This window comes from Variovorax sp. J22R115 (assembly GCF_030317005.1).
In the GTDB taxonomy this organism is placed as follows: domain Bacteria; phylum Pseudomonadota; class Gammaproteobacteria; order Burkholderiales; family Burkholderiaceae_C; genus Variovorax.
This window is the reverse complement of sequence record NZ_JASZYM010000007.1, coordinates 137,331-159,863: the sequence shown is the minus strand read 5'-3', so window position 1 is coordinate 159,863 and position 22,533 is coordinate 137,331. Positions and strand designations below refer to the sequence as shown.

At 64.9% G+C, this 22,533-nt stretch carries 24 protein-coding genes; 19 read left to right on the top strand and 5 right to left on the bottom strand.

Annotation, left to right across the window (positions count from 1 at the left end):
* Positions 1-17: 17 nt before the first annotated feature.
* Entirely contained in the window at positions 18-1,037 is a 1,020-nt protein-coding gene (locus QTI04_RS14230; protein WP_286616216.1) for a 2-dehydropantoate 2-reductase, read from the top strand.
* Positions 1,034-1,960 (top strand): LysR family transcriptional regulator, encoded by a 927-nt coding sequence (locus QTI04_RS14225; RefSeq protein WP_286602940.1) that lies wholly within the window; start codon positions 1,034-1,036, stop codon positions 1,958-1,960. The genes QTI04_RS14230 and QTI04_RS14225 overlap by 4 nt, the downstream gene beginning before the upstream one ends.
* 27 nt (positions 1,961-1,987) lie before the next feature.
* On the opposite strand, the gene QTI04_RS14220 is transcribed toward QTI04_RS14225, so the two are convergent.
* A complete protein-coding gene (locus tag QTI04_RS14220) occupies positions 1,988-2,191 on the bottom strand; it encodes a hypothetical protein (protein WP_286602939.1) in 204 nt (67 codons plus the stop codon).
* A gap of 180 nt (positions 2,192-2,371) precedes the next feature.
* Between QTI04_RS14220 and QTI04_RS14215 the strand changes: the two genes are divergently transcribed.
* On the top strand, positions 2,372-3,244 hold the full coding sequence (locus tag QTI04_RS14215; protein WP_286602938.1) for a LysR family transcriptional regulator: 873 nt from the start codon (positions 2,372-2,374) through the stop codon (positions 3,242-3,244).
* On the opposite strand, the gene QTI04_RS14210 is transcribed toward QTI04_RS14215, so the two are convergent.
* Positions 3,241-3,552 (bottom strand): hypothetical protein, encoded by a 312-nt coding sequence (locus QTI04_RS14210; protein WP_286602937.1) that lies wholly within the window; start codon positions 3,550-3,552, stop codon positions 3,241-3,243. The two genes, QTI04_RS14215 and QTI04_RS14210, sit on opposite strands and share 4 nt — an antisense overlap.
* A gap of 213 nt (positions 3,553-3,765) precedes the next feature.
* Between QTI04_RS14210 and QTI04_RS14205 the strand changes: the two genes are divergently transcribed.
* The gene (locus tag QTI04_RS14205) at positions 3,766-4,245 is read left to right on the top strand and encodes a protein tyrosine phosphatase (RefSeq protein WP_286602936.1); all 480 of its coding nucleotides are present in this window, start codon (positions 3,766-3,768) and stop codon (positions 4,243-4,245) included.
* A gap of 158 nt (positions 4,246-4,403) precedes the next feature.
* A complete protein-coding gene (locus QTI04_RS14200) occupies positions 4,404-4,691 on the top strand; it encodes a hypothetical protein (RefSeq protein ID WP_286602934.1) in 288 nt (95 codons plus the stop codon).
* A gap of 158 nt (positions 4,692-4,849) precedes the next feature.
* On the opposite strand, the gene QTI04_RS14195 is transcribed toward QTI04_RS14200, so the two are convergent.
* Complete coding sequence (locus QTI04_RS14195) at positions 4,850-6,064, bottom strand: LysR family transcriptional regulator (protein ID WP_286616215.1); 1,215 nt, start codon at positions 6,062-6,064, stop codon at positions 4,850-4,852.
* Positions 6,065-6,258: 194 nt separating this feature from the next.
* Here QTI04_RS14195 and QTI04_RS14190 point away from each other — a divergent pair, with 194 nt between their 5' ends.
* Genes QTI04_RS14190 through QTI04_RS14165 form a run of 6 tightly spaced genes read left to right on the top strand, consistent with a single transcriptional unit; the run spans position 6,259 to position 12,434 of the window.
* Positions 6,259-7,374: a 4-oxalomesaconate tautomerase gene (locus tag QTI04_RS14190; RefSeq protein ID WP_286616214.1), complete on the top strand. Its 1,116-nt coding sequence runs from the start codon at positions 6,259-6,261 to the stop codon at positions 7,372-7,374.
* Positions 7,371-8,399, top strand: a complete 1,029-nt coding sequence (locus QTI04_RS14185) for an amidohydrolase family protein (protein ID WP_286616213.1) — start codon at positions 7,371-7,373, stop codon at positions 8,397-8,399. The genes QTI04_RS14190 and QTI04_RS14185 overlap by 4 nt, the downstream gene beginning before the upstream one ends.
* On the top strand, positions 8,396-9,103 hold the full coding sequence (gene ligK / locus QTI04_RS14180) for a 4-carboxy-4-hydroxy-2-oxoadipate aldolase/oxaloacetate decarboxylase (RefSeq protein WP_286616212.1): 708 nt from the start codon (positions 8,396-8,398) through the stop codon (positions 9,101-9,103). Before QTI04_RS14185 ends, ligK begins: the two co-directional genes overlap by 4 nt.
* 11 nt (positions 9,104-9,114) lie before the next feature.
* Positions 9,115-10,092: a tripartite tricarboxylate transporter substrate binding protein gene (locus tag QTI04_RS14175; RefSeq protein ID WP_286616211.1), complete on the top strand. Its 978-nt coding sequence runs from the start codon at positions 9,115-9,117 to the stop codon at positions 10,090-10,092.
* 18 nt (positions 10,093-10,110) lie between these two features.
* Positions 10,111-11,415, top strand: coding sequence for a gallate dioxygenase (locus QTI04_RS14170; protein WP_286616210.1), 1,305 nt, complete (start codon positions 10,111-10,113; stop codon positions 11,413-11,415).
* A 41-nt stretch (positions 11,416-11,456) separates the two neighbouring features.
* Entirely contained in the window at positions 11,457-12,434 is a 978-nt protein-coding gene (locus QTI04_RS14165) for a tripartite tricarboxylate transporter substrate binding protein (protein WP_286616209.1), read from the top strand.
* Positions 12,435-12,465: 31 nt separating this feature from the next.
* Here the strand turns inward: QTI04_RS14165 and QTI04_RS14160 are convergent, their stop codons facing one another.
* Positions 12,466-12,882, bottom strand: coding sequence for a hypothetical protein (locus QTI04_RS14160; protein WP_286616208.1), 417 nt, complete (start codon positions 12,880-12,882; stop codon positions 12,466-12,468).
* A 122-nt stretch (positions 12,883-13,004) separates the two neighbouring features.
* Positions 13,005-13,724, bottom strand: coding sequence for an arsenical resistance protein ArsH (gene arsH / locus QTI04_RS14155; protein WP_286602923.1), 720 nt, complete (start codon positions 13,722-13,724; stop codon positions 13,005-13,007).
* A 93-nt stretch (positions 13,725-13,817) separates the two neighbouring features.
* Between arsH and QTI04_RS14150 the strand changes: the two genes are divergently transcribed.
* The 8 genes from QTI04_RS14150 (at position 13,818) to QTI04_RS14115 (ending at position 22,511) form a co-directional block, all read left to right on the top strand.
* Positions 13,818-14,333, top strand: a complete 516-nt coding sequence (locus QTI04_RS14150; protein WP_286602922.1) for a nucleoside deaminase — start codon at positions 13,818-13,820, stop codon at positions 14,331-14,333.
* A gap of 108 nt (positions 14,334-14,441) precedes the next feature.
* Positions 14,442-15,524: a 3-phosphoserine/phosphohydroxythreonine transaminase gene (gene serC / locus QTI04_RS14145; protein WP_286616207.1), complete on the top strand. Its 1,083-nt coding sequence runs from the start codon at positions 14,442-14,444 to the stop codon at positions 15,522-15,524.
* On the top strand, positions 15,517-16,704 hold the full coding sequence (locus tag QTI04_RS14140; RefSeq protein WP_286616206.1) for a phosphoglycerate dehydrogenase: 1,188 nt from the start codon (positions 15,517-15,519) through the stop codon (positions 16,702-16,704). The genes serC and QTI04_RS14140 overlap by 8 nt, the downstream gene beginning before the upstream one ends.
* Positions 16,705-16,790: 86 nt before the next feature.
* Positions 16,791-17,819 (top strand): class I fructose-bisphosphate aldolase, encoded by a 1,029-nt coding sequence (locus QTI04_RS14135; RefSeq protein ID WP_286616205.1) that lies wholly within the window; start codon positions 16,791-16,793, stop codon positions 17,817-17,819.
* Between the two features lie 106 nt (positions 17,820-17,925).
* Positions 17,926-18,312 carry an energy transducer TonB gene (locus QTI04_RS14130; protein ID WP_286616204.1) on the top strand — a complete coding sequence of 129 codons (387 nt, stop codon included), beginning with the start codon at positions 17,926-17,928 and terminating at the stop codon, positions 18,310-18,312.
* 111 nt (positions 18,313-18,423) lie between these two features.
* Positions 18,424-19,470: an AI-2E family transporter gene (locus QTI04_RS14125; RefSeq protein ID WP_286602915.1), complete on the top strand. Its 1,047-nt coding sequence runs from the start codon at positions 18,424-18,426 to the stop codon at positions 19,468-19,470.
* A 91-nt stretch (positions 19,471-19,561) separates the two neighbouring features.
* Positions 19,562-20,914 (top strand): tetratricopeptide repeat protein, encoded by a 1,353-nt coding sequence (locus tag QTI04_RS14120; protein ID WP_286616203.1) that lies wholly within the window; start codon positions 19,562-19,564, stop codon positions 20,912-20,914.
* A 172-nt stretch (positions 20,915-21,086) separates the two neighbouring features.
* Positions 21,087-22,511 carry a basic amino acid/polyamine antiporter gene (locus tag QTI04_RS14115; RefSeq protein WP_286616202.1) on the top strand — a complete coding sequence of 475 codons (1,425 nt, stop codon included), beginning with the start codon at positions 21,087-21,089 and terminating at the stop codon, positions 22,509-22,511.
* The last annotated feature ends 22 nt before the right edge of the window (positions 22,512-22,533 follow it).

Sequence of the window (22,533 nt, the reverse complement as noted above, 5' to 3'; positions counted from 1 at the left end):
ACTACTTGGGAATCGACATGAAGATTGCTGTGATTGGCGCGGGCGCCATCGGAGGATTCGTCGGCGCGAAGCTCGCGCTCGCCGGTGAAGACGTCACCTTCATCGTGCGCGGCGCGAACCTGGAGGCCATTGCCCGCAATGGCTTCAAGCTGATCGCGCACGACGGAGCAGAGGAGGTGGCGCGCAGCGTCAAGGCCACCGACCGTTATGACGAGGCCGGCCCGCAGGACATCGTCATCCTCGCCATGAAGGCGCACCAGGTCGAAGCGGTGGCCAATGACGTTCCGCGCCTGTTCGGTCCGGACACCGTTGTCGTGACGATGCAGAACGGCATCCCGTTCTGGTACTTCCACAAGCACGGGGGCGCGCTCGAAGGCTCGCCGGTTCGCAGCGTCGACCCCGACGGGCGGGTCGCCGCGAAGATCCCGGCCGAGCGGGTCATCGGCTGCGTGGTCTATCCGGCTTCCGAACTGCTGGCGCCCGGCGTCGTGAGGCACATCGAGGGCGATCGCTTTCCCGTGGGCGAACTCGACGGGTCGTCGAGCGAGCGCGTGAATCGCGTTTCGGCCTGCCTGAGCGGTGCCGGCTTCAAGGCCCCCGTGCTCGACGACATCCGCTCCGAGATCTGGCTCAAGCTGTGGGGCAACCTGACCTTCAATCCCATCAGCAGCCTGTCCCATGCCACGCTGGTCGACATCTGCCAGTTTCCGCCTTCGCGAGAGCTGGCCACCTCGATGATGCAAGAGGCGCAGGCCGTGGCCGGCAAGCTGGGCATCGAGTTCCGCGTGTCGCTGGAGAAGCGCATTGCCGGTGCGGAGAAGGTCGGCAAGCACAAGACCTCCATGCTGCAGGACGTGGAAGCAGGACGTGCTCCGGAAATCGATGCACTGGTGGGTGCCGTGGTCGAGCTGGCCCGCCTGACCGATACGCCCACGCCGCATATCGACACGGTGCATTCGCTGGTCAAGCTGCTCGCCCGGTCGATGGCGGATCAACGCGGCCATGTCCGCCTTCGGGAACTGGCCTCGGTCGGGTGAAGCACGCCACGTTGCGGCAGCTGAAGGTGTTCGAGGCGGTCGCGAGACTGCTGAGTTTCTCGCGCGCGGCGGAGGAACTCCACCTGACGCAACCCGCGGTGTCCACACAGGTGCGCAAGCTGCAAGAGCACGCGGGCAACGCGCTCTTCGAACAGTTCGGCAAGAAGATCTACCTCACCCCGGCGGGCGCGGAGCTGCTTCAGATCGGCCGCTCGATCATTCAGCAGTTCGAGGCAGCCGAGAGTGCGATGACCCAGTTCAAGGGTGTCTCGGGAGGCCGGCTCAATGTGGGCGTGATCAGTGCCGGCGACTACTTCTTTCCGCGCTTGCTCGTCGACTTCGCGAGTCGGCATCGGGGCGTGAAGCTCAATTTCACGGTTCACAACCGGGAGGGGTTGCTGATCCATATCACCGAGAACCTGACCGACCTGGCGATCATGGTGCGGCCGCCTGCCGATCTCGACACCGTCAACGAGCCCTTTGCGCCGCACCCTTACGTCGTCGTCGCGGCGGCCAACCATCCACTCGTCGGTGTGAAGCAGATCCCGGTGGCGACGCTGATGCATGAGCCCTTCGTCGTCCGCGAGAAGGGCTCGGACACACGGAACTCCATGGAAGAAGCCCTGGGCGGCCAGCTGGCGGGGGTTCATATCGCCATGGAAATCCGCAGTACGGAGACGATCAAGCAGGCCGTGATCGCCGGCATGGGCGTCAGTTTCTTGTCTGCGCACACAGTCAGTCAGGAACTGAAGTCAGGCAGCCTGAGTGTTCTCGACGTTCAAGGGCTTCCGCTGGTCCTCAACTGGTACGTGGTGCATCGGAGGACCAAGCGGCTGCCACCGGTGGCACAGGCTTTCAAGGACTTTCTCATGTGCGACGGAACGGCGCTGATCTCACAGATCGTCCCGGTTCCCGGCCTTTGATTCGCCACAGCCGGCGTGGCCTGGCCTTTAGCGCAAGCCGACGCGCGAGGCGTGCCAGCGCAACACCGCTGCGCGCGCAGGGTCCTTGGCTTCGATGGCATTGGCCTTCACCTGCAAGGCGCGCATTTCCTCCACTTCTTCGATGACCGAGCGTGGGTTCAACAGCGCTTGTGCAAGCGCCTGGGCTTCTTCGGACAGGGTGTTGAGAGCACGGAGCAAGCGATCGGGCATACCAACGATTTTTGACGATCGGTGAACGATGGACATCGAGAAGTTCCTTTTCGAATGGAGTGGGCTGTGGCGTGCAAGGTTCAGGCCCGGATGAATTGCATCTTCGCTGTAGCTTCTTGATAAGTAAAACGAGATTTATTGCCGGTTGAATGCAAAAATTCTGCCCTGAAAGGCGCAGCCATGGACATCACTCTAGCCCGGACCTTCCTGGAGATCGTTGAGACGCAAAGCTTCCAGCGCGCCGCGCAGAAGCTCCACGTCACGCAGACCTCTGTCAGCGCCCGGGTGCGTACGCTCGAAGAGTTGCTCGAACGTCGGTTGTTCGTGCGTAACAAGGCTGGAGCGGCGCTCACCCGGGCGGGCGAGCAATTCCTGCCGCACGCGACCATGCTGGTGCAAGTCTGGGAGCGGGCACGCCACCAGGTGGCGGTGCCGGTCGGCAGCCGTGCCGTACTCGCTGCGGGGTGCGAGATCAGCCTCTGGGATCCGTTGCTGTTGCGATGGCTGCTGCAACTGCGGGCCGATGACGCGAGCCTGGCGATCCGCACGGAGGTGGGTTTTCCCCACGATCTGCTCGACAAGGTCGCCGCAGGGGTGCTCGACATTGCCATCGTCTACGCGCCGCAGCAGCGGCCCGGCTTGCGCGTGGAGCTTCTCATCGAAGAAAAGCTCGTCATGGTGACAACGGCGAAGCCCGCGCGCATTCCGCAGCCTGCGGACTACGTCTACGTTGATTGGGGCCCCGAGTTCGCAACGCAGCACGACCTCGCGTTTCCGGGACTCGCCCATGCCGCAGTGAGTGCTGGCTTAGGGCCGCTCGGTCGCGAGTTTCTTCTGGCCGCCGGCGGCACAGGGTACTTCCGGCTCGACGTAGTCCGCGCCTATCTGGAATCGGGCCATCTTCTTCGCGTGCCGGACACGCCTGAGTTCCTGTACCCCGCCTATGCGGTGTACGCCGTCGGTGCAGATACCAGGATCGTCGACCCGGCGCTGGCCGTGCTGCGCAAGGTGGCGAGCGCCGGCCCGGCGGTCTTGGCAGTCAAGCCCTCCTAGATGGGCCGGGAGGCCGGATCTCCGAGTCCGTTCGCAACGGTCAACTCGTGGACCTTGAGGGCGCTTTCATAGAGCAGGCAGAGTGGCATGCTGATGAACACCATCCCCGCCGAGTAGATGATCAGGCTGGCAACGGGGAAGTCGGCATTGCTCAGACAAGGATAGGCGGCCACCAGCGCTGCGCCGGCGACCAGCAGGATCACGACCCGCAAGGCCCATCGGATCCAGTTGATCCGCCGGTATCCCAGGGGATCGAATCTTTCGCGGTCCGAGCGAGTGAATCGGCTTTCGTCTTGAGTCGAATCCATGTTCTCTCCTCGGTGGGGCGGCTTTGTATTCGGAGCATTTGGCTCCGTCCAAGTCGACACGACAACCGCGTTGATTTCCTTATTGACTGTTGGACGGAACTCGTCATTCCTGGGGAGTGGTGGGTTTAACGCGCTTGCGGAGATGGCCCCCGCGCCCCTAACCTACCCCTCGTCATCTGCTTCAGTCGGTTTTCAATGGTCGCAAAGCGCTTCGTGGTGATCTTCGTCTCCCGTCGCAATTCCTTGCGCAGCATCCTGGCTCATGCCTGCCTGGCGCACCTCGGTGCAGACCGCTTTTCCGCCTACTCGTGCGGGCACCCGGCCCATGTCAGCGACGAGATTCATCCGGCCGCCATCAGAGCGCTCACCGGCACAGGCATGCAGGTGCCGCAGTCACAACCTCACGGCTGGAACGACATGATCCGGGGGCTTTCTCCGCGGGCGAATTTCGTGATCACACTCGACGAAGCCACATTGCCGTTTCAACCCAACTGGCCCGGGCAGCCCGACGCCGCCTTGTGGGATTTTCCGGATATCGTGGCCCTCGACAACGCCGAGGACATCGATCGCGCAGCCCTCCAGGTGCTGTACGCGCTGCGTCGTCGGTTGGAGCTTTTGATCAGTCTGCCGCTGCACGGCGCGGACCCTGCAGCGATCCGCTCGGACGTGCGTGATCTGGCGCACATGCAATAGCCCCTTCGTCGCGAGACTTTCCTCACGCCCTGCTCGGGTTTTTGCGGGGTAGGAGAAGCATCGCGGGACCGTCTTCAGCAATGCTTAAGGATCGGCGCCGAGACTGATTTCATGGCAAAGGAAATCGTCCCGAGCCCGACCGACAAAGGATCATCGCCATGAAGACGCCTGTTGCCCCGAAGCCGCTCACACCGTCCCAGATCAAGCTCGTGCTGGAACTGCTCGAGCTTTGCCCACTGGCGCCGAAGGAGACGGCTGCAAAGTTCAATCGGCTGACCCAGGTCGGCACGTTCTCCGAAGCGCAGCAGGATGCCATCGAGATCCTCTTCGCGCTGGACGAGGACGAGATTCCCGACGCCCTCTTTGAGTTTGCCGATGACGAGGCGCGGGACATCGTTCGCGACGGGCTGGCGCACGAGGCGCATCTTCGTTTCGTCGCGGTCTGAGAAGAAAGTGGATGAAGTCGAGGCCACGGTCCAGGGAGTTCGCTCCGAGAGACCGCGCCCGACGAATTGATGCGTGACAGCAGCCTATCGATTGTGCTGTTGATGCCATGGAGCAGACGTAAGATTCTTCCGAGATCAAGCCTGAAGGATCTCTGCTCTCAATAGGATGGCAGTCGCTTCACGCAATGTCGGATTTCCTGCATCAGAGCCAGCGCGCAAGGCGCGGCCAGGGCGCCACCGCGCTGCGTGATCCCGATTTGCCGCTGTGTGCTTGCCAGTGGAAAGTTCAGCACCACCAGGGTCCCGGCCTCGATCTCGTAGTGGAGCTGATGCGCGGAGATGGCCGTCACCATGTCGCTTTGAAGCAGCAGGCCCCGCAACAGTGCCAGGTCACCTGTCTCGACGGCGGGCTCCGGTGCCGATTGGCCTGCATGATGGAAAAATCGCTCCAACAACTCGCGCGAAGGTGAGCCCCGCCGGGACAACACCCAGCCCGCCCGGCGCAGTTGCGCGAAGCTGATGCGCGGTACCGCTGCGAGCGGATGGTCGGCGCGGGCGATCAATGAAATGCGGTCGTCGAACAACGGCTCCTGCACCAGATCCCTGGCCTCGGCTTCGGGCCGCAGCGCCCCCAGGATGAAATCCACCTCGCCACTGCGCAACGCGGCAGCGAGCACCCCGTAAGGGCTCTCCACGGTGCTGACGTGCACACGTGGATGCTCGGCCAGCAGTGCGGAGATGGCCGCCGGCAGCACCAGCGTTCGCGACAGCGGTAGCGCGCCGACCATCACGCTGCCCTGGACGACGCCCTGGATCGCCGCAAGATCGGAATCGAGGCTGCGCAGTTCGGCCAAGGCCCGCTTGCATCGGAACGCGAGCAGTTCGCCCGTTCGCGTCGGCCGCACGCCGCGCGCCGAACGGGTGAAGAGGGCGCACCCGGATCGCTCCTCGAGATCACGCACCAGCGCGCTCAGCGCCGGCTGCGTCACGCCGAAAGCGCGCGCGACGGCGGGCATGTTGTGCATTTCGGCCAAGCCGGCGAAGAGTGCCAATCGCCGTCCGCTGAACATCGCCGTCAGCAGGCCGCGCGCATCGAGCCGGCGTGTGCCATCGGTCGGGAGCAACTCCTGGCTGGCCGCGACAAACTCCTGCTCCACACGCACCGCGCGCGCAAACACGGCCTTGCCGTAGACGGTCAACAGCATGCCTCGTGCCCTGCGTTCGAAGAGGGCCACGCCCAGCGATGCCTCCAGTTCGCCGACCGCGCGTGTGACCGCGGACGCCACGCGGAACAGGTTCTCGGCGGCCCGCGTGACGCTGCCGGTGGTCGCAACACTCGTGAACGCCTGAAGGTGCCGCAGATTGATCGCCAAGGGGTCCTGTTGGGCAAACCGAGGCATCTCGATAACTTTTGTCGATGGCAATGCGGGGGGCTCCTGCTGTGTAGCTGCAAGTAACGAATGGTGCGGAGGATGGAAAGGGTAAACCCTTGGTCAATAAATAAGTAAGAACGCAGCGAAATTAGAACTCACACCGCGCCCAGCGTGTTCGGCCGAGACTATGGCCCATGGCGACGACCTCCTTCAGCTCCCTCGATGCGGTCCCTTGCGTGTGGATGCGTGGCGGCACTTCCAAGGCTGCCTTTTTCCATGCAAGCGACCTGCCAGTCGAACCGGCCGCGCGCGACGCGCTCATCCTCGCCGCGATGGGCCATCCGGACGCGCGGCAGATCGACGGCATCGGCGGCGGCCATCCGCTCACGACCAAGGTGGCGTTCATTTCGCGGTCGCAGGATGCGCGCGCCGATGTCGACTACCTGTTCGGGCAGGTGGTGGCGGCCGAGTCGCGCATCGACTATGCGCCGACCTGCGGCAACATCCTTGCAGCCGTTGGCCCGTTCGCGCTGGAAGAGGGCCTCGTCGCCGCTCAGCCGCAGGAGTCGGTGGTGCGCATCCGCATGGTGAACACCAACTCCTACTGCGACGCTGTGGTGCAGACGCCTGGCGGCCGGGTGGCCTACAGCGGCGACACGCACATCAGCGGCGTACCTGGAGAGGGATCGCCGATCGAGCTGCGCTTCTCCGACATCGTCGGTTCGAGTTGCGGCGCGTTGCTGCCCACGGGCGAGCCCACCGATCGCATCGACGGCGTCGAGGTCACCTGCGTCGACAACGGCATGCCCGTGGTCGTGATGCGCGCAGCGGACCTCGGTTGCACCGGCAACGAGACACCGGCCGAGCTGGACGCCAACACGGCGCTCAAGGCGCGCATCGAGTCGATCCGCCTTCAGGCCGGCCAGCGCATGGGCCTGGGCGACGTGAGCGTCAAGGTCGTGCCGAAGATGACGCTGGTCTCGCCCGCGCAGGCCGGCGGTTCGCTGAACACCCGCACCTTCATTCCACGCAAGTGCCATGACGCGATCGGTGTGCTGGGCGCGGTCTCGGTGGCTTCGGCCTGCGTGCTGTCAGGCACCGTGACCGAGCCGCTGTGCCGCCTCGGTGCCGCGCCGCGGCACGACCTGTCGGTGGAGCACCCGACCGGCGAGTTCACCGTGCGCCTGCTGATGGACGACAGCGGCCTTGCCATCGCCGGCGCCGCACTTCTGCGCACCGCACGGCCGCTCTTCCGCGGCCAGGTGCTGGTGCCCCCGCAACCCTTGATTCGAAAACTGGACCCTGCATGATCATCGACTGTCACGGCCACTACACCACCGCGCCCAAGGCGCTGGAGGAATGGCGCAACCGCCAGATCGCCAGCCTCGGCAATCCCGCGGAGACCCCTTCGTCCGCGTCGCTGAAGATCAGCGACGACGAGCTGCGCGAATCCATCGAAAGCAACCAGCTGCAGAAGATGCGCGAGCGCGGCAGCGACCTGACCATCTTCTCGCCCCGTGCAAGCTTCATGGCGCACCACATCGGCAACTTCGAGACGAGCGCTACGTGGGCCGCGATCTGCAATGAGCTGTGCCACCGCGTTGCGCAACTCTTTCCGGACAACTTCATCGGCGCGGCCATGCTGCCGCAGTCGCCCGGCGTCGATCCGCGCACCTGCCTTCCGGAACTGGAGCGTTGCGTCAAGGATTACGGCTTCGTCGGCATCAACCTCAACCCCGACCCCTCCGGCGGGCACTGGACCTCGCCGCCGCTGTCGGACCGCCACTGGTATCCGATCTACGAGAAGATGGTCGAGCACGACATTCCGGCGATGGTGCACGTGAGCACGAGCTGCAATGCCTGCTTCCACACCACCGGCGCGCACTACCTCAATGCCGACACCACGGCCTTCATGCAGTGCCTGACCTCGGACTTGTTCAAGGACTTCCCGACGCTGCGCTTCGTGATCCCGCATGGCGGCGGCGCGGTGCCCTACCACTGGGGGCGTTTCCGCGGCCTCGCGCAGGAGCTGAAGAAGCCGCTGCTGAAGGACCACCTGCTGAACAACATCTTCTTCGACACCTGCGTGTACCACCAGGCGGGCATTGATCTGCTGACACGCGTGATCCCGGTCGACAACATCCTGTTCGCGAGCGAAATGATCGGCGCCGTGCGCGGCATCGATCCCGAGACCGGCTTCCCTTACGACGACACGCGGCGCTACATCGACGCGACGCCGATGCTCGACGGCGACGCGCGCCACAAGGTCTACGAAGGAAACGCGCGCCGCGTATACCCGCGCCTCGATCGCGCACTGACTGCCAAGGGACTATGAACATGACGCAAACCAGCACACCTCAGGAACTCGGCGTCGTCCACCGCCGGATCACGCGCGCTGACTCCGCCGCCGTCGAAAAGCTCTCGCGCTTCGGCGTCTCCACCGTGCACGAGGCGCTCGGGCGGCTCGGGCTCATGCAGCCGCGCATCCGCCCCATCTACCCCGACGCGCGATTCTGCGGCCCCGCCGTCACTGTCCTGCTGCAGCCCGGCGACAACTGGATGCTGCATGTCGCGGCCGAGCAGATCCAGCCCGGCGACGTGGTGATCGCGGCCTGCACCAGCGACAGCACCGACGGCTTCTTCGGCGACCTGCTGGCGACCTCGTTCAAGGCGCGCGGCTGCAAGGGCCTCGTGATCGACGGCGGCGTGCGCGACGTGCGCGACCTTACTGCGATGAACTTTCCCGTGTTCAGCCGTGCCATCCATTCCAAGGGCACGATCAAGGCGACGCTGGGTTCGGTCAACGTGCCGGTGGTGTGCGCCGGCGCGCTCGTGCAACCGGGCGACGTGGTGGTGGCCGACATCGACGGCGTGGTCGTGGTGCCTGCTTCGCGTGCGCAGCAGGTGGCCGATGCGGCCGAAGCCCGCGAAGCGAACGAGACCGGCAAGCGTGCGCGCTTCGCCGCGGGCGAACTTGGCCTCGACATGTATGCCATGCGTGAGCCGCTGGCCAAGGCCGGCCTGCGCTACATCGACTGACTGGAGGCACCATGAAAAAACTCGACGCATTCGCGGCTCTCGCGGCCACCGTGCTGTCCCTGGCCGCAACGCCATCCCATCCGCAGGATTTCCCCACCCGTGCGGTGCGCATCATCACGCCATTCCCGGTCGGCAGCGGCCCCGAAGGCGTGGTGAGGCTCCTGGCCGACAAGCTCAGCCGCACCTGGGGCAAGCCGGTGACCGTCGAGAACCGCCCGGGCGGCAACGGCTTCATCGCCATCGATGCGTTCAAGCGCGGCGCGACCGACGGGCACGACCTGATCCAGCTGGACAACGTCCATCTCGTCGCCTATCCGCACCTGTTCAAGAAGCTGCCCTATGACCCGGTGAAGGACTTCGAGCAGATCGCACCACTGTTCCGCACCAATTTCTTCTTCACCGTGGCGACGGACAGCAAGTACAAGTCGGTCGGGCAGATCGTGGCCGACGCCAAGGCCAATCCCGGCAAGCTCAACTACGGTTCGTGGTCGATCGGCAATCCGGTGCACCTGGGCTCGGCGTTGTTCGAGACGATGACGGGCACCCAGATGACCCACGTCATCTACAAGGAAACCACGCAGCTCTACACCAGCGTCGCGACGAACGAGTTGTCCTTCGCGCTCGGCACGCTGGGTTCGGCGGGCGCCATGCAGCGGGCCGGCAAGCTGCGCTATCTCGCCGTGGCCGCGCCGGCGCGGCATCCGGCGTTCCCCGATGTGCCGACGGTGGCCGAATCCGGCGGTCCCGCAGGTTTCGAGGTCGTCGGCTGGACGACACTGGCCGCACCCGCCGGCCTGCCGCGCGCCGTGAGCGACAAGATCCGGCGTGATGTGGAGACGGCATTGGCCGATCCCGATTTCAAGGCCAAGTTCGTGGCTTTCGGCTATGAGCCGTTCCCGGTCACGCGCGACAAGTTCGAGTTGTACGTGCAGGCCGAGTCCAAGCGGATGGCGGCGGTGATCAAGCAAGCGAACGTCTCGCTCGACTGACAGCAACAAGGATTCATCATGGCTCGCATCCTCGGCGCCGTCGCCTGCTCCCACACCCCGACCATCGGCTTCGCCTTCGACAAGAACAAGCAGGACGATCCGGTCTGGGCGCCCATCTTCAAGGCCTTCGAGCCGGTGCAGCGCTGGCTGGCCGAACGCCAGCCGGACGTGCTGTTCTTCATCTACAACGACCACGTCAGCTCCTTTTTCTTCGACCACTATTCGGCGTTCTCGCTGGGCGTCGGCGAACGCCACGCGGTGGCGGACGAGGGCGGCGGCGCACGCGACCTGCCGCCCCTGGACGGGCACCCGGCGCTGGCGCGGCACATCGGTCGCTCGCTCGTGGCGGACGAGTTCGACATGTCCTTCTTCCAGGACCGGGCGCTGGACCACGGCGTCTTCTCGCCGCTGTCGCTGCTGTGCCCCCACAAGCCCGCATGGACCGTGCCGGTCATTCCGCTGCAGGTCGGCGTGCTGCAATCGCCCGTGCCTTCGGCCCGGCGCTGCTACCGCCTCGGCCAGGCACTGCGCCGCGCCATCGAGAGCTATCCGGAAGACCTGAAGGTCGCCATCGTCGCCACCGGCGGGCTGTCGCACCAGGTGCATGGCGAGCGCGCGGGCTTCAACAACACGGCGTGGGACGCCCAGTTCCTCGACCTGATCGAGAACGACCCGGTGCGGCTCACCGAAATGACGCAGGCCGAGTTGGCGACGCTCGGGGGCATGGAGGGCGCCGAAGTCATCATGTGGCTGGTCATGCGCGGGGCCTTGTCGTCGAACGTGCGCAAGACGCATCAGAGCTACTACCTGCCGTCCATGACTGGCATCGCGACCCAGATCTACGAGAACCTCGCAAGCCCGCCGATCGCGGGCGAGTCGCAGCGGCATCGGCGTCACATGGACGAGCAGCTCGCCGGCGTCGAAGCGCTCCAGGGCACCTATCCGTTCTCGCTGGAGACCAGCGTGCGCGCCTACCGCCTCAACAAGTTCCTGCACGGGATGACGCGTCCCGAGCACCGGGCGCATTTCCTCGCGGATGAAGAGGCCGCGTTCGAGGCAGCGGAACTGACGCCGCAGGAGCGCGACATGGTGCGTCGTCGCGACTGGCGCGGGTTGATTCACTACGGCGTCATCTTCTTCATGCTGGAGAAGCTCGGTGCGGTCGTCGGCGTGTCCAACCTCCACATCTACGCCGCCATGCGTGGCGAGACGCTGGAGGCATTCCAGCAAACGCGCAACGCCCCCGGCGCGCTGTATTCGGTCGCCGGCAAGGATGCCAAGGCGCAGGCCTGGGATGCCGCGCCCGCGGCCGACAAACGCTGACGTCCGCGTCGGCCCTTCGTTTTCATCTTCGGAATCTCTTCATGAAATCCATCCTGTCTCGTTGCGCATTCGCGCTGGCCGCGTTGCTGCCCCTTGCCACATCGAGCGCGGCGGCTGCAGATGCCTACCCATCGAAGCCAATCAAGATCCTTGTCGGATACAGCGCTGGCGGTGCGGTGGATGCCATCGCACGCTCGGTCGGGCAGCGCATGGCCGCCACCCTCGGCCAACCCGTCATCGTCGAGAACAAGCCGGGGGCCGGTACGAACATCGCCGTCAAGGCGCTTATCGCCAGTCCGCCCGACGGCTATACGCTACTGCTGGCGGCCAACGCGCTCGCCGTGAATCCGTCGCTGTTCCAGCCGGCGCCCTACGACCTGGAGCGCGACCTCACGCCGGTGTCATTGGTCGGAAGGGTGCCTGTGGTGCTGGCCGTGCGCGAAGGTTCGGAGATCAAGACGCTGGCGCAGTTGTCCGCCGCGACCAAGGCCAAGCCAGGCACGATCAGCGTGGCGACCCCGGGCAACGGTTCGACGCCGCACCTGGCGATGGAGCTTTTCCAGCACACGGCGGGCCTCTCGTGGCGGCACGTGCCCTACAAGGGGGGCGCGCAGGCGCTCACGGATGTGCTCGGCGGCCATGTCGACGTGGTGGCGGTAAATGCGCTGGAGGCGCTGCCGCTGGTGAAAGGCGGCAAGCTGCGTGTGCTGGCCGTCATGAGCCCTGAGCGCTCCGCAGTGCTGCCGGGCGTGCCGACCGTGGCTGAGTCGGGCTATCCGGGCTTCGAGTCCAGTGTCTGGTATGGCTTCGTCGCGCCGGCGGGATTGCCGAAGCCGATCCTGGCGAAGGTGCACGAGGCCGTGCAGAAGGCGCTCGAATCGAGCGAGGTGCGCGACCAGCTGGCAGCGGCAGGCGGCGTGTCGCTGCCCGGTGCGCCCGAGCTGTTCGGCAAGCTGGTAAAGGACGACGCCGCGCGCTATGGCAAGCTGATCCGCGAAGCCAACATCAAGCCCGACTGAAACCCTGCAGCGCCGCGGCCAGTGAATCCTTTCACTGGAACACGACCCGCGCGGTCGCCGCGGCTTCCTTCCAGACGGCCTCGCGATTGCCGGCGTGGACAGGCGCTGGTTCCACCGACAGGATGATGACGTTGACTGTGGCGCCGCTGTAGTGCGCGCGCAGCATCACCTTGAGTTGGGTGGCCGTCGGAACTGCACGCACCTCCTCGCCATCGGGCGCATGCAGCGGAACGTCCGTGGTCGGCGCTGCGAGATAGCGATCGATGGCCGGCAGCGCTACCGTCAAGCGCTGCCCCACCCTGAAGACATGGCCCTCACGCGCGCGAAGTTCCATCGAAAACGCGGGCAGCTTCTGCGGGCGAGTGAGTAGTTCCTTCTTCTGCCGGGCAATGGCGGCGGCCTCGTCGGACAGGGCCTGTGGAACGGGTTCTGCAAAGCGGATGTTCATGGACAGCGATGTTGGACTGGGACGCACGGGGAAGTGCCGGCGCAGTGTACGTCCCACACGGCCGCTTGCAAGACGCATGCGCGGCACGGCGCTGCCAGTTGCGCCAATTTCGTCGCGGCAACTCAGATTCCCCGCTGGCCGACCCGTCTGGACAGTTCCTCGGCACTCTCCTTGCGCTCGCTGTACCGGTCCACCAGGTAGGGGCTGACATCGCGCGTGAGCAGGGTGAACTTGAACAGCTCCTCCATCACGTCGACGACGCGGTCGTAGTAGCTCGAAGGCTTCATGCGGCCGGCTTCGTCGAACTCGAGGTAGGCCTTGGCAACGGACGACTGGTTGGGGATGGTCAGCATCCGCATCCATCGGCCGAGCACGCGCATCTGGTTGATGGCGTTGAACGATTGCGAGCCGCCCGAGACTTCCATGACCGCCAGCGTCTTGCCCTGCGTCGGCCGCACCGCGCCCAGAGCCAGCGGAATCCAGTCGATCTGCGCCTTCATGATGCCGGTCATGGCGCCGTGCCGCTCGGGGGAGGTCCACACCATGCCTTCGGACCACTCGGCCAGCTTGCGCAACTCCTGCACCTTCGGGTCGGTCTCCGGGACGCTGTCGGGCAGGGGCAGGCCTGCCGGATTGAATACCCTCACCTCGCCGCCCATGGCCTCGAGAAGCCGCGCCGCCTCCAGCGTCAGGAGCCTGCTGTACGAGCGCTCGCGCAGGGAGCCATAGAGCATCAGAAAGCGGGGGCGATGCAGGGAGGGCTCGCGGGCGACGAGTCGCTCCCGCGTCGGGGCGTCGAACAGCGCCGTGTCGAGCGCGGGGAATGTAGTGTGTTCAGTCATGACGTTCGTCCATCGTGCTGGCGTCGCCTTGGGAATCGCGTCGCAGCCGATGATCGTTGTGAGAGTATCGCGCCCCATCGAGGAGTACCCGTCATGTCCGAAACGAATCCCCCGTCGTCCCAGGGTCCGCGCCCCACGCACGAACAGATGGTGCGCCACCTGCGCCGCTCCAACGAAGTCGCCCGCCGCGCCATCGCGCTCGGCCACCACCCCTTCGGCGCCGTGCTGGTCGGCCCCGACAACGAGACCGTGCTGCTGGAGCAGTGCAACGTCGACACCGTCAACCATGCCGAGTCCGTGCTGGCGCGCGTGGCCGCGACCAACTACACACCCGAGTTCCTCTGGGGTTGCACGCTCTACACCGCCGTCGAGCCCTGTTGCATGTGCGCGGGCACGGCTTACTGGGCGAACATCGGGCGCGTGGTGTACGGCATGACCGAGGCCCAACTGCTCGTCGAGACCGGCAGCCATGCCGAGAACCCGACGATGAGCGTGCCGTCGCGCTACGTCTTCGACCACTGCCAGAAGGCCGTGGAGCTGATCGGGCCGGTGGTCGAGATCGCGCAGGAGACCATCGAGATGCAGCGCGCGTTCTGGGCCACGCGCTGACGCGTGCTGCGCTGGCTGTTGCGAGAGCCGGTTCGGCAAGCCGTTGCTTTTTGCGTCGACGTCCTGTCGAATGGCGACCTTCCTCGCCATTTTCCAGGAGACTCATACATGACGCGTGTCTTCAACTTCAGCGCGGGCCCCGCGACCCTGCCCGAATCCGTGCTTCGCCAGGCAGCCGACGAGATGCTCGACTGGCGGGGCAGCGGCATGTCGGTCATGGAGATGAGCCACCGCGGGAAGGAGTTCATCTCCATCCACGCCGAGGCTGAAAGCCTGCTGCGCGAGTTGCTGGGGGTGCCGGCGGACTACAAGGTGCTGTTTTTGCAGGGCGGCGCGATCGGCGAGAACGCCATCGTGCCGATGAACATGCTGCGCGGCCGTGCGAGCGCCGACTACATCGACACCGGGGAGTGGTCGAAGAAGTCGATCAAGGAGGCGAAGAAGTACTGCAAGGTCAACGTGGCCGCCAGCAGCGAGGCGGGCGGCTACGTCAGCGTGCCCCGCCGGGAGACCTGGAAGCTCGATCCGGATGCCGCCTACGTGCACATCTGCTCGAATGAAACCATCGGCGGTGTCGAATACCACTGGACCCCCGACACCGGTGAGGTCCCGCTGGTCGCCGACATGTCGAGCAACTTCATGTCGCGGCCGGTCGACGTGCGTCGTTACGGCCTGATCTATGGTGGCGCGCAGAAGAACGTCGGTCCGGCCGGCGTCACCATCGTGATCGTGCGCGACGACCTGATCGGCCAGGCGCTGCCCATCACGCCCTCCGCCTTCGACTACAAGATCCAGGCCGACAACGACTCGATGTTCAACACGCCGCCGACCTACACGATCTACATCGCCGGCCTGGTGTTCAACTGGATCAAGGCGCAGGGCGGGCTCGAGGCGATGGAAGCGCACAACCGCAAGAAAGCCGCGGTGCTGTACGACCACCTGGAGACCACCTCCTTCTTCTACAACCCGGTGGCGCGCGAAGACCGGTCGCTGATGAACGTGCCCTTCAAGCTGCGCGACGAATCGCTCGACGAAGCCTTCCTCAAGGGCGCGCAGGCGCGCGGCATGGTGCAACTCAAGGGCCACCGGTCGGTGGGCGGGATGCGAGCGTCGATCTACAACGCCATGCCGATCGAAGGCGTGACGGCGCTCGTCGAGTACATGAAGGAGTTCGAGGTCGGCCATGGCTGACCGGCTCCAGATCCTGGTGCTCAACGAGGTCTCGGCCAAAGGTCTCCAGCGCCTGCCGGCCGATCGCTATGTGACGGGCAAGAACGTGACGGCGCCCGATGCGGTGCTGGTGCGCTCGGCCGACATGCACGCGATGGACATCCCGCACAGCGTGCGAGCCATCGCCCGCGCCGGCGCCGGCACCAACAATATCCCGGTCAAGGCCATGAGCGAGCGAGGCGTGCCGGTGTTCAATGCGCCGGGCGCCAACGCCAATGCCGTCAAGGAACTGGTGCTAGCGGCCATGCTGATGGCTGCGCGCAACCTCTCCGGCGCCTTGCGCTTCGTCGATGAACTGGGTCCTGGCCGAGCCGACATGGAAAAGACGGTCGAGAACGGCAAGAGCGCCTTCGCCGGCTTCGAGTTGGCCGGACAGACGCTGGGCATCGCGGGCCTGGGCAAGATCGGCTGCCTGGTGGCCGATGCGGCCATCAAGTTGGGCATGAACGTGCTCGGATACGACCCGGACATCACCGTCGATGCCGCGTGGAGCTTGCCATCGCAGGTGCGAAAGGCAGCGAGCGTGGCGGACGTGCTGCGCAACGCGCAGTTCGTAACCCTGCACGTGCCGCTGGTGGACGCCACCCGCCACATGGTGAATGCGGACAACATCCGCCTGATGCCGCCCGGCGCGGTGCTGCTGAACTTCTCGCGCGAGGGCGTGGTCAGCAACGATGCGGTGCTGGCGTCGCTGGCCGCGGGGCACCTGGGTCGCTATGTGTGCGACTTTCCCAGCGCCGCGTTGCTGGGACATGAGCGCATCGTGTGTCTGCCGCACCTGGGCGCCTGCACGCGCGAGGCGGAGGAGAACTGCGCCGTCATGGTCGCCGACCAACTGCGCGACTTCCTGGAGGACGGCAACATCGACAATGCGGTGAACTTCCCGAGCGTCAGCATGGGGCGAGAGTCGGCCTACCGCGTGGCGATAGCCAACGCCAACGTGCCCAACATGCTCGGGCAGATTTCCACCGCCATGGCGAATGCCGGGCTGAACATCCACAACATGGTCAACAAGTCGCGCGGCGACATGGCCTACACGCTGGTCGATATCGACAGCGCCGTGAGCCCGGCGGTTCTGGCCGACATCGCCTCGATCGACGGGGTTCTGTCAGCGCGCTACCTGCCGCGCGCTGCGGACTGACTTCGTCTTGGCATCACGCCCAACAGGGGCACTTGCAGAAAAGCGCCTCCCGGCAGGAGACTGGCCTCTCTGATTGGAGACACACCATGGCCACTTCGAGTGAACTTGAAGCCACAGTGAAAGCGCTGGTCCAGAAGGGCAGGGGCATCCTCGCCGCCGACGAAAGCGGTCCGACGATCGCCAAGCGTTTCAAGACGATTGGCGTGGAGTCTACGGAGGACAACCGGCGCGCCTACCGCGGCCTGCTGCTCTCGACGCCGGACCTCGGCCAGCACGTGAGCGGCGTCATCCTGTACGAGGAGACGCTGGGGCAGCGTGCCGACGATGGCGAGCCGCTGCCACAACTGGCGGCGCGGCAAGGCATCGTGCCGGGCATCAAGGTCGATGCCGGCAAGATTCCGCTCGCACTGGCACCGGGCGACGAAATCACGCTGGGGCTGGACGGGTTGGCGCAACGCCTCCAGGGGTACAAGCAGCAGGGTGCGCGCTTTGCCAAGTGGCGCGCGGTCTACAACGTCTCCGGCACACTGCCCAGCCGGGCCGCGATCGAAGCCAACGCGGAGGCACTCGCGCGCTACGCTGCCGTCTGCCAGGAACTGGGCGTGGTGCCCATCGTGGAGCCGGAAGTGCTGATCGACGGGGACCACACGATCGCGCGCTGCGCCGAAGTGACGCAGGAGGTGCTGCACGAGGTCTTCCATGCGCTGCACCGGCACTACGTGGTGCTGGAGCACATGCTGCTCAAGCCGAGCATGGTGGTGCCCGGAAAGACCCACGCACGGCAGTCGACACCAGCGGAGGTGGCCGAGCTGACCCTTCGCGTGCTGCGGCGCTCGGTGCCTGCGGCGGTGCCGAGCATCAACTTCCTCTCGGGAGGGCAGTCACCCGCCGAAGCGACGGCCAACCTGGACGCCCTGAACCGGCTGGGGCCACAGCCCTGGAACTTGAGCTTTTCCTATGGGCGTGCACTGCAGGACCCGGCGCTGCAGGCGTGGCAGGGGAAGTCCGATCAGGCGCGCCAGGCCCAGGACGCTCTGCGCAAGCGCGCACGGCTCAATGGTGCGGCGAGCGAGGGGAAGTACGACGCGGCGATGGAGACTGCCGAGCCTCGATGATCGAAACGCGCTGAGCCTGCCGGGTAGCATCGGCGAACGACTGGATTCGCGCTGCGACATTCGAGCCGTCGAAGACTCATCGTTCACAAGGGAAGAGGGAGATCCGATGAATATCCGAAACTGGCCGTTCGGCAAGGCCATGGTTGTGAGCGGCGTCGCTGCGCTGCTGATCGCTTGCGCTGCACCGCCTGCTGCGCAACCTGGCGAATGGGCGCCGAGTCCGCCCAATCCGAACGCCCCGTATCCAGCTGAATCGCGAGAGAAGGGTGAGCAGGGAACGGTGCTGCTGCACGTGCGAACGACGCCGGATGGCCGGCCGGTGGCCGTCGAGGTCAAGCAATCGAGCGGCTATGCACGACTCGATCGCTCGGCCACCGAAACAATATGGAAATGGAAATTCAAGCCGACGCCCGATGACGGCAGGGTGGTCTGGCGAGAGGTGCCGATGCGCTTCTTCATCACGTCGCCGCCTCCGCAGCCGACGCTCAACTAGGGTGCTGCCGCATCTTTGATGCGCTCCGCGCTTGGCGTTCCTTCACATAAGATGAGTTCGCCCTGACACGGCCGACCCGGCCATGCCCCGACCCGCGGAGCTGCACTCAAGATGAACCAACGGTTTCAAACCTTCGTGTATGGAACGGCCATTGCGCTGATGATCGGTTGGATCTGCTACATCGGGCGCGACGTGTTCGTCCCCATCATGTTCAGCGTCTTCGTGGTGTACGTGATCCTCGGCCTCGCGCGGCTGATCGCCCGGATCCCGCTGGTCGGACCCGCGCTTCCGCCCTTCGTCATCTCCATCCTGTCGGTGCTGATCATCGCGTTCGGCCTGTTCATGGTCGTCTACACCATCCTCGCGAGCAAGGACAGCGTCATTGCCCAGGCACCGCGCTACCAGGAATCGCTGCTCGCGGCAGTGCAGCAAGTGGCCATCTTCTTCCACGTCGAGGCGGAGCCGACATGGACGACCTTGCGGCGCGACCTTCTCGCGCAGGTGAGCCTTCAGCGACTGGTCGGGTCAGCGCTGTCGTCCGTATCGTCGATTTTCGCCAGCGTGGTGATCGTGGCGCTCTATGCCTGCTTCCTCCTCGTGGAGCGGGCCCATCTCGACGCGAAGATCTCGAGCATTGCAAGCAGCCCGCAACATGCGCAGCGCATCAGGCAGGTGATTGCGGACATCAATTCGAGAGTGGGCGCCTATCTGGCCCTCAAGACCTTCCTCGGCGTGCTGCTCGGTGTGCTGAGTTACGCGGTCATGCGGTTCACGGGGCTCGAGTTCGCGCCGTTCTGGGCGGTGATGATCGTGCTGCTGAATTTCGTCCCGTACATCGGCTCGTTCCTGAGTGTGCTGCTGCCCGGCGCAATGGCACTTGCACAGTTCGGCGATGCGTCGCACGTCGTTCCGATCCTGCTCTGGCTGACCGTCATTCAGTTCGTCATCGGCAACTTCATTGACCCGTATGTCATGGGGAACTCGCTCAATCTCAGCCCGTTCGCGATCCTGGTGAGCCTCGCGGTCTGGGTGGCGTTGTGGGGTGTGCCCGGCGCCTTCCTGGCGGTGCCGATCACCGCGATGTTGACCATCATCTTCTCGGAGTTTCCCGGCACGCGGCCCTTCGCCGTGCTGCTGTCGCGCAGCGGCCAGCCCTGAGATCTGCACTTCGGCCGCATTGCATGTGGCTCGGCGTCAGGTGTCTAATGTTTTCTCAGGGGGGGTCCAAGCATCCGAGGAGACATTCACGATGATCGAGATCCGTTCCGAATGCCGTGGTCGAACACTTTCACCCTGGCGCTCCGTCGCCCGAGCGTTCGCCGTGTCGATGGTGGTGCTGACTGCCAACGCGGCCTTCGCCGCCGATCCCGATGTTCCACGTGCCGAGCAACTGGTGCGCGACGGCAAGTACCAGGAAGCCTACGATCTGCTCGCGCCGTTCGAGGACGCCAACTCGAACGACGCCACCTTCACCTACTTGCTCGGCCGTGCTGCACTGGGCACGCAGCGCGGCGAAAAAGCGAAGGCGCTGTTCGAGCGCAGTCTTGCGACGCGACCGGACAACGTCGCCGCGCATCTCGCGCTGGGCCGCGCCTACTTCGCACTCGGAAAGTACGCGGAGGCGAAGATCGAGTTCGAGACAGTGCTGCGCTTCGACAACCTGCCGCCGGACGTTCTGTCCCAGGTCGAGATCTACGACCAGGCAGCGCGACAGTCTCTCGACGAAGGGCGGGCGCTGACGGGCTTCGGCTACGCGGAAACAGGCGTTGGCCGCTATCGGGTGAACTCGACGCGCGGCACCGACGCGTTCGGCGGCGGCGACCGGCGCGACACCTTCTACAACGCGCGTGTGGGCGGGGGCGTGAACTACGCCTTGCAGAACGGCTATGCGATCGACGCGAACCTGGACTACCGGTTCAGGTACTACGACAACTCCGAGAGCAGAAACGATTCCGACCTGCGCTGGAGCCTCGCAGGCAGCAAGACCCTGGGCGACAACAACCTCGCGGCCGGGTTCAGGGGCAGGACCAGTTACCGCGGCGACAGCGACTACCGCAACGACGTCTCCATCTTCAGCGACTACCGCATGCGCTACGACCCCGACAACCAGTTCACGCTCGGCGCGGATGTGCGGCGGCGCAGATACCCCGAAGGCAATCTGCGCGACAGAAGCCGCACCACCGCCTTGGTCTCTGCCGGCTGGGTTCGGTCGTTCATGGATGGCAAGGGAAGCTTTTCCGTGACGGGGCACGCCGGGCACAACTATGCGACGAGCCGGCCCGACGGCGACTCGGACGTCTATGGCGCGACCGTTTCCCTCGATTTCACTGTGAACAACAAGCTGAGCTGGGGCACTTTCGCGTGGTGGGAGCGCGATTCCTTCAACGCCGACAACGTTCACTTTCATCCCGATACGCTCGACAACACTGTCATCCTGCGGCGCAGGGACAACCTCTACGAAGTCGGCGCCTACCTGGTCTGGGAATTCGTGCCGACCTGGACGCTGCGTCCGGAGATTCTCTGGATTCGGGACCAGAGCAATTCGGTGGGCTTCAACTACAGCTCGACCGAGGTGTGGATCAACGTGCGCAAGGCCTTCTGATTTTTTCGCTTTCCGCAGTGGCCGGAGCGGTGCCCGATGGTGCTATTGACAAAGGCCCATGAGCCACTGATGCTCATTCGCACCGGGTTGTAGACATGAGCCGTGATCGCGCTGGCGCGACACGAGCCCTCAGGGAGCGAAGTTCCAAACATTCAACGAGTGAGGAAATGCCATGGCTTCGACTGAGCAGAAAATGTCGCGAATGCAGCTCACCGCGATGGTGGTGGGTGGCATGGTCGGTGCGGGGATCTTCTCGTTGCCGCGCACCTTCGCGAATGCCACCGGTCCGTTCGGCGCGGTCATCGCGTGGCTCATTGCCGGCACCGGCATGTACATGCTGGCGCGGGTCTTCCAGTCGCTCGCCGAGCGCAAACCCGACCTCGACGCCGGCGTCTTCGCCTATGCCAAGGCCGGCTTCGGCGACTACCCCGGCTTTCTCTCCGCTTTCGGCTACTGGATCGGCAGCTGCATCGGCAACGTGTCGTACTGGGTGTTGATCAAGTCCACGCTGGGTGCGTTCTTTCCGGTCTTCGGCGACGGGAACACGGTGGTCGCGATCGTGGTGGCATCGGTCGGCATCTGGCTTTTCCACTTCATGATCCTGCGTGGGGTCCAGCAGGCGGCGTTCATCAACACCGTCGTCACGATCGCCAAGGTCATTCCGATTCTGGTCTTCATCGTGATCCTGATCTTCGCCTTCAAGATGGACATGTTCCGCTTCAACTTCTATGGGGCGGGCCTGGAAGGGGGCATCTTCGAGCAAGTGCGCGCGACCATGCTGGTCACTGTCTTCGTCTTCCTCGGGATCGAAGGCGCGAGCGTGTATTCGCGCTACGCGAAGGAGCGCTCCGATGTGGGAGCCGCCACCATCACCGGCTTCGTCGTGGTCACCACCCTCATGGTGCTGGTCACATTGCTTCCCTATGCCGTGCTGGAGCGGCCCGACGTGGCCGTCATGCGCCAGCCGTCGATGGCGACCGTTCTCGAGGCTGTGGTCGGTCCGTGGGGCGCAGTCTTCGTGAGCTTGGGGCTGATCGTCTCAGTACTGGGCGCGTATCTGGCGTGGTCGCTGATTTGCGCCGAAGTGCTTTTCGCTGCGGCCAAGACCAAGGACATGCCGAAGGCTTTCGCCAAGGAGAACAAGAACAAGGTGCCCGTGGTGGCCCTGTGGGCGACGAACATCATCGTGCAGCTCATCGTCATCACCACCTACTGGTCGCGCGATGCGTTCTCGCTGATGCTGAACCTGACCAGTGCGATGGCGTTGATCCCCTTCCTCCTGGTGGCAGGCTACGGCCTTCAACTGACGAAGCGTCGAGAAGGTTATGACGTGCGGCCCGAGGAGCGTACGCGCGATCTCGTCATTGCGATCGTCGCAACGGCCTACACGGCTTTCCTGCTCTATGCCGGCGGGATGAAGTTCATCGTCCTCTCGGCCGTCCTGTATGCGCCGGGCACGGCGCTCTACTTCTGGTGTCGCCGCGAGCAAAACCTGCCGGTGTTCACCAAGGCATCGGACTGGATCATCTTCATCCTCGCCGTCATCGGTGCCGTCGTCGGCATCTACTGGCTCGCGACGGGTTACATCACCATCTAGCCATTCCGGCTGGGTACACACA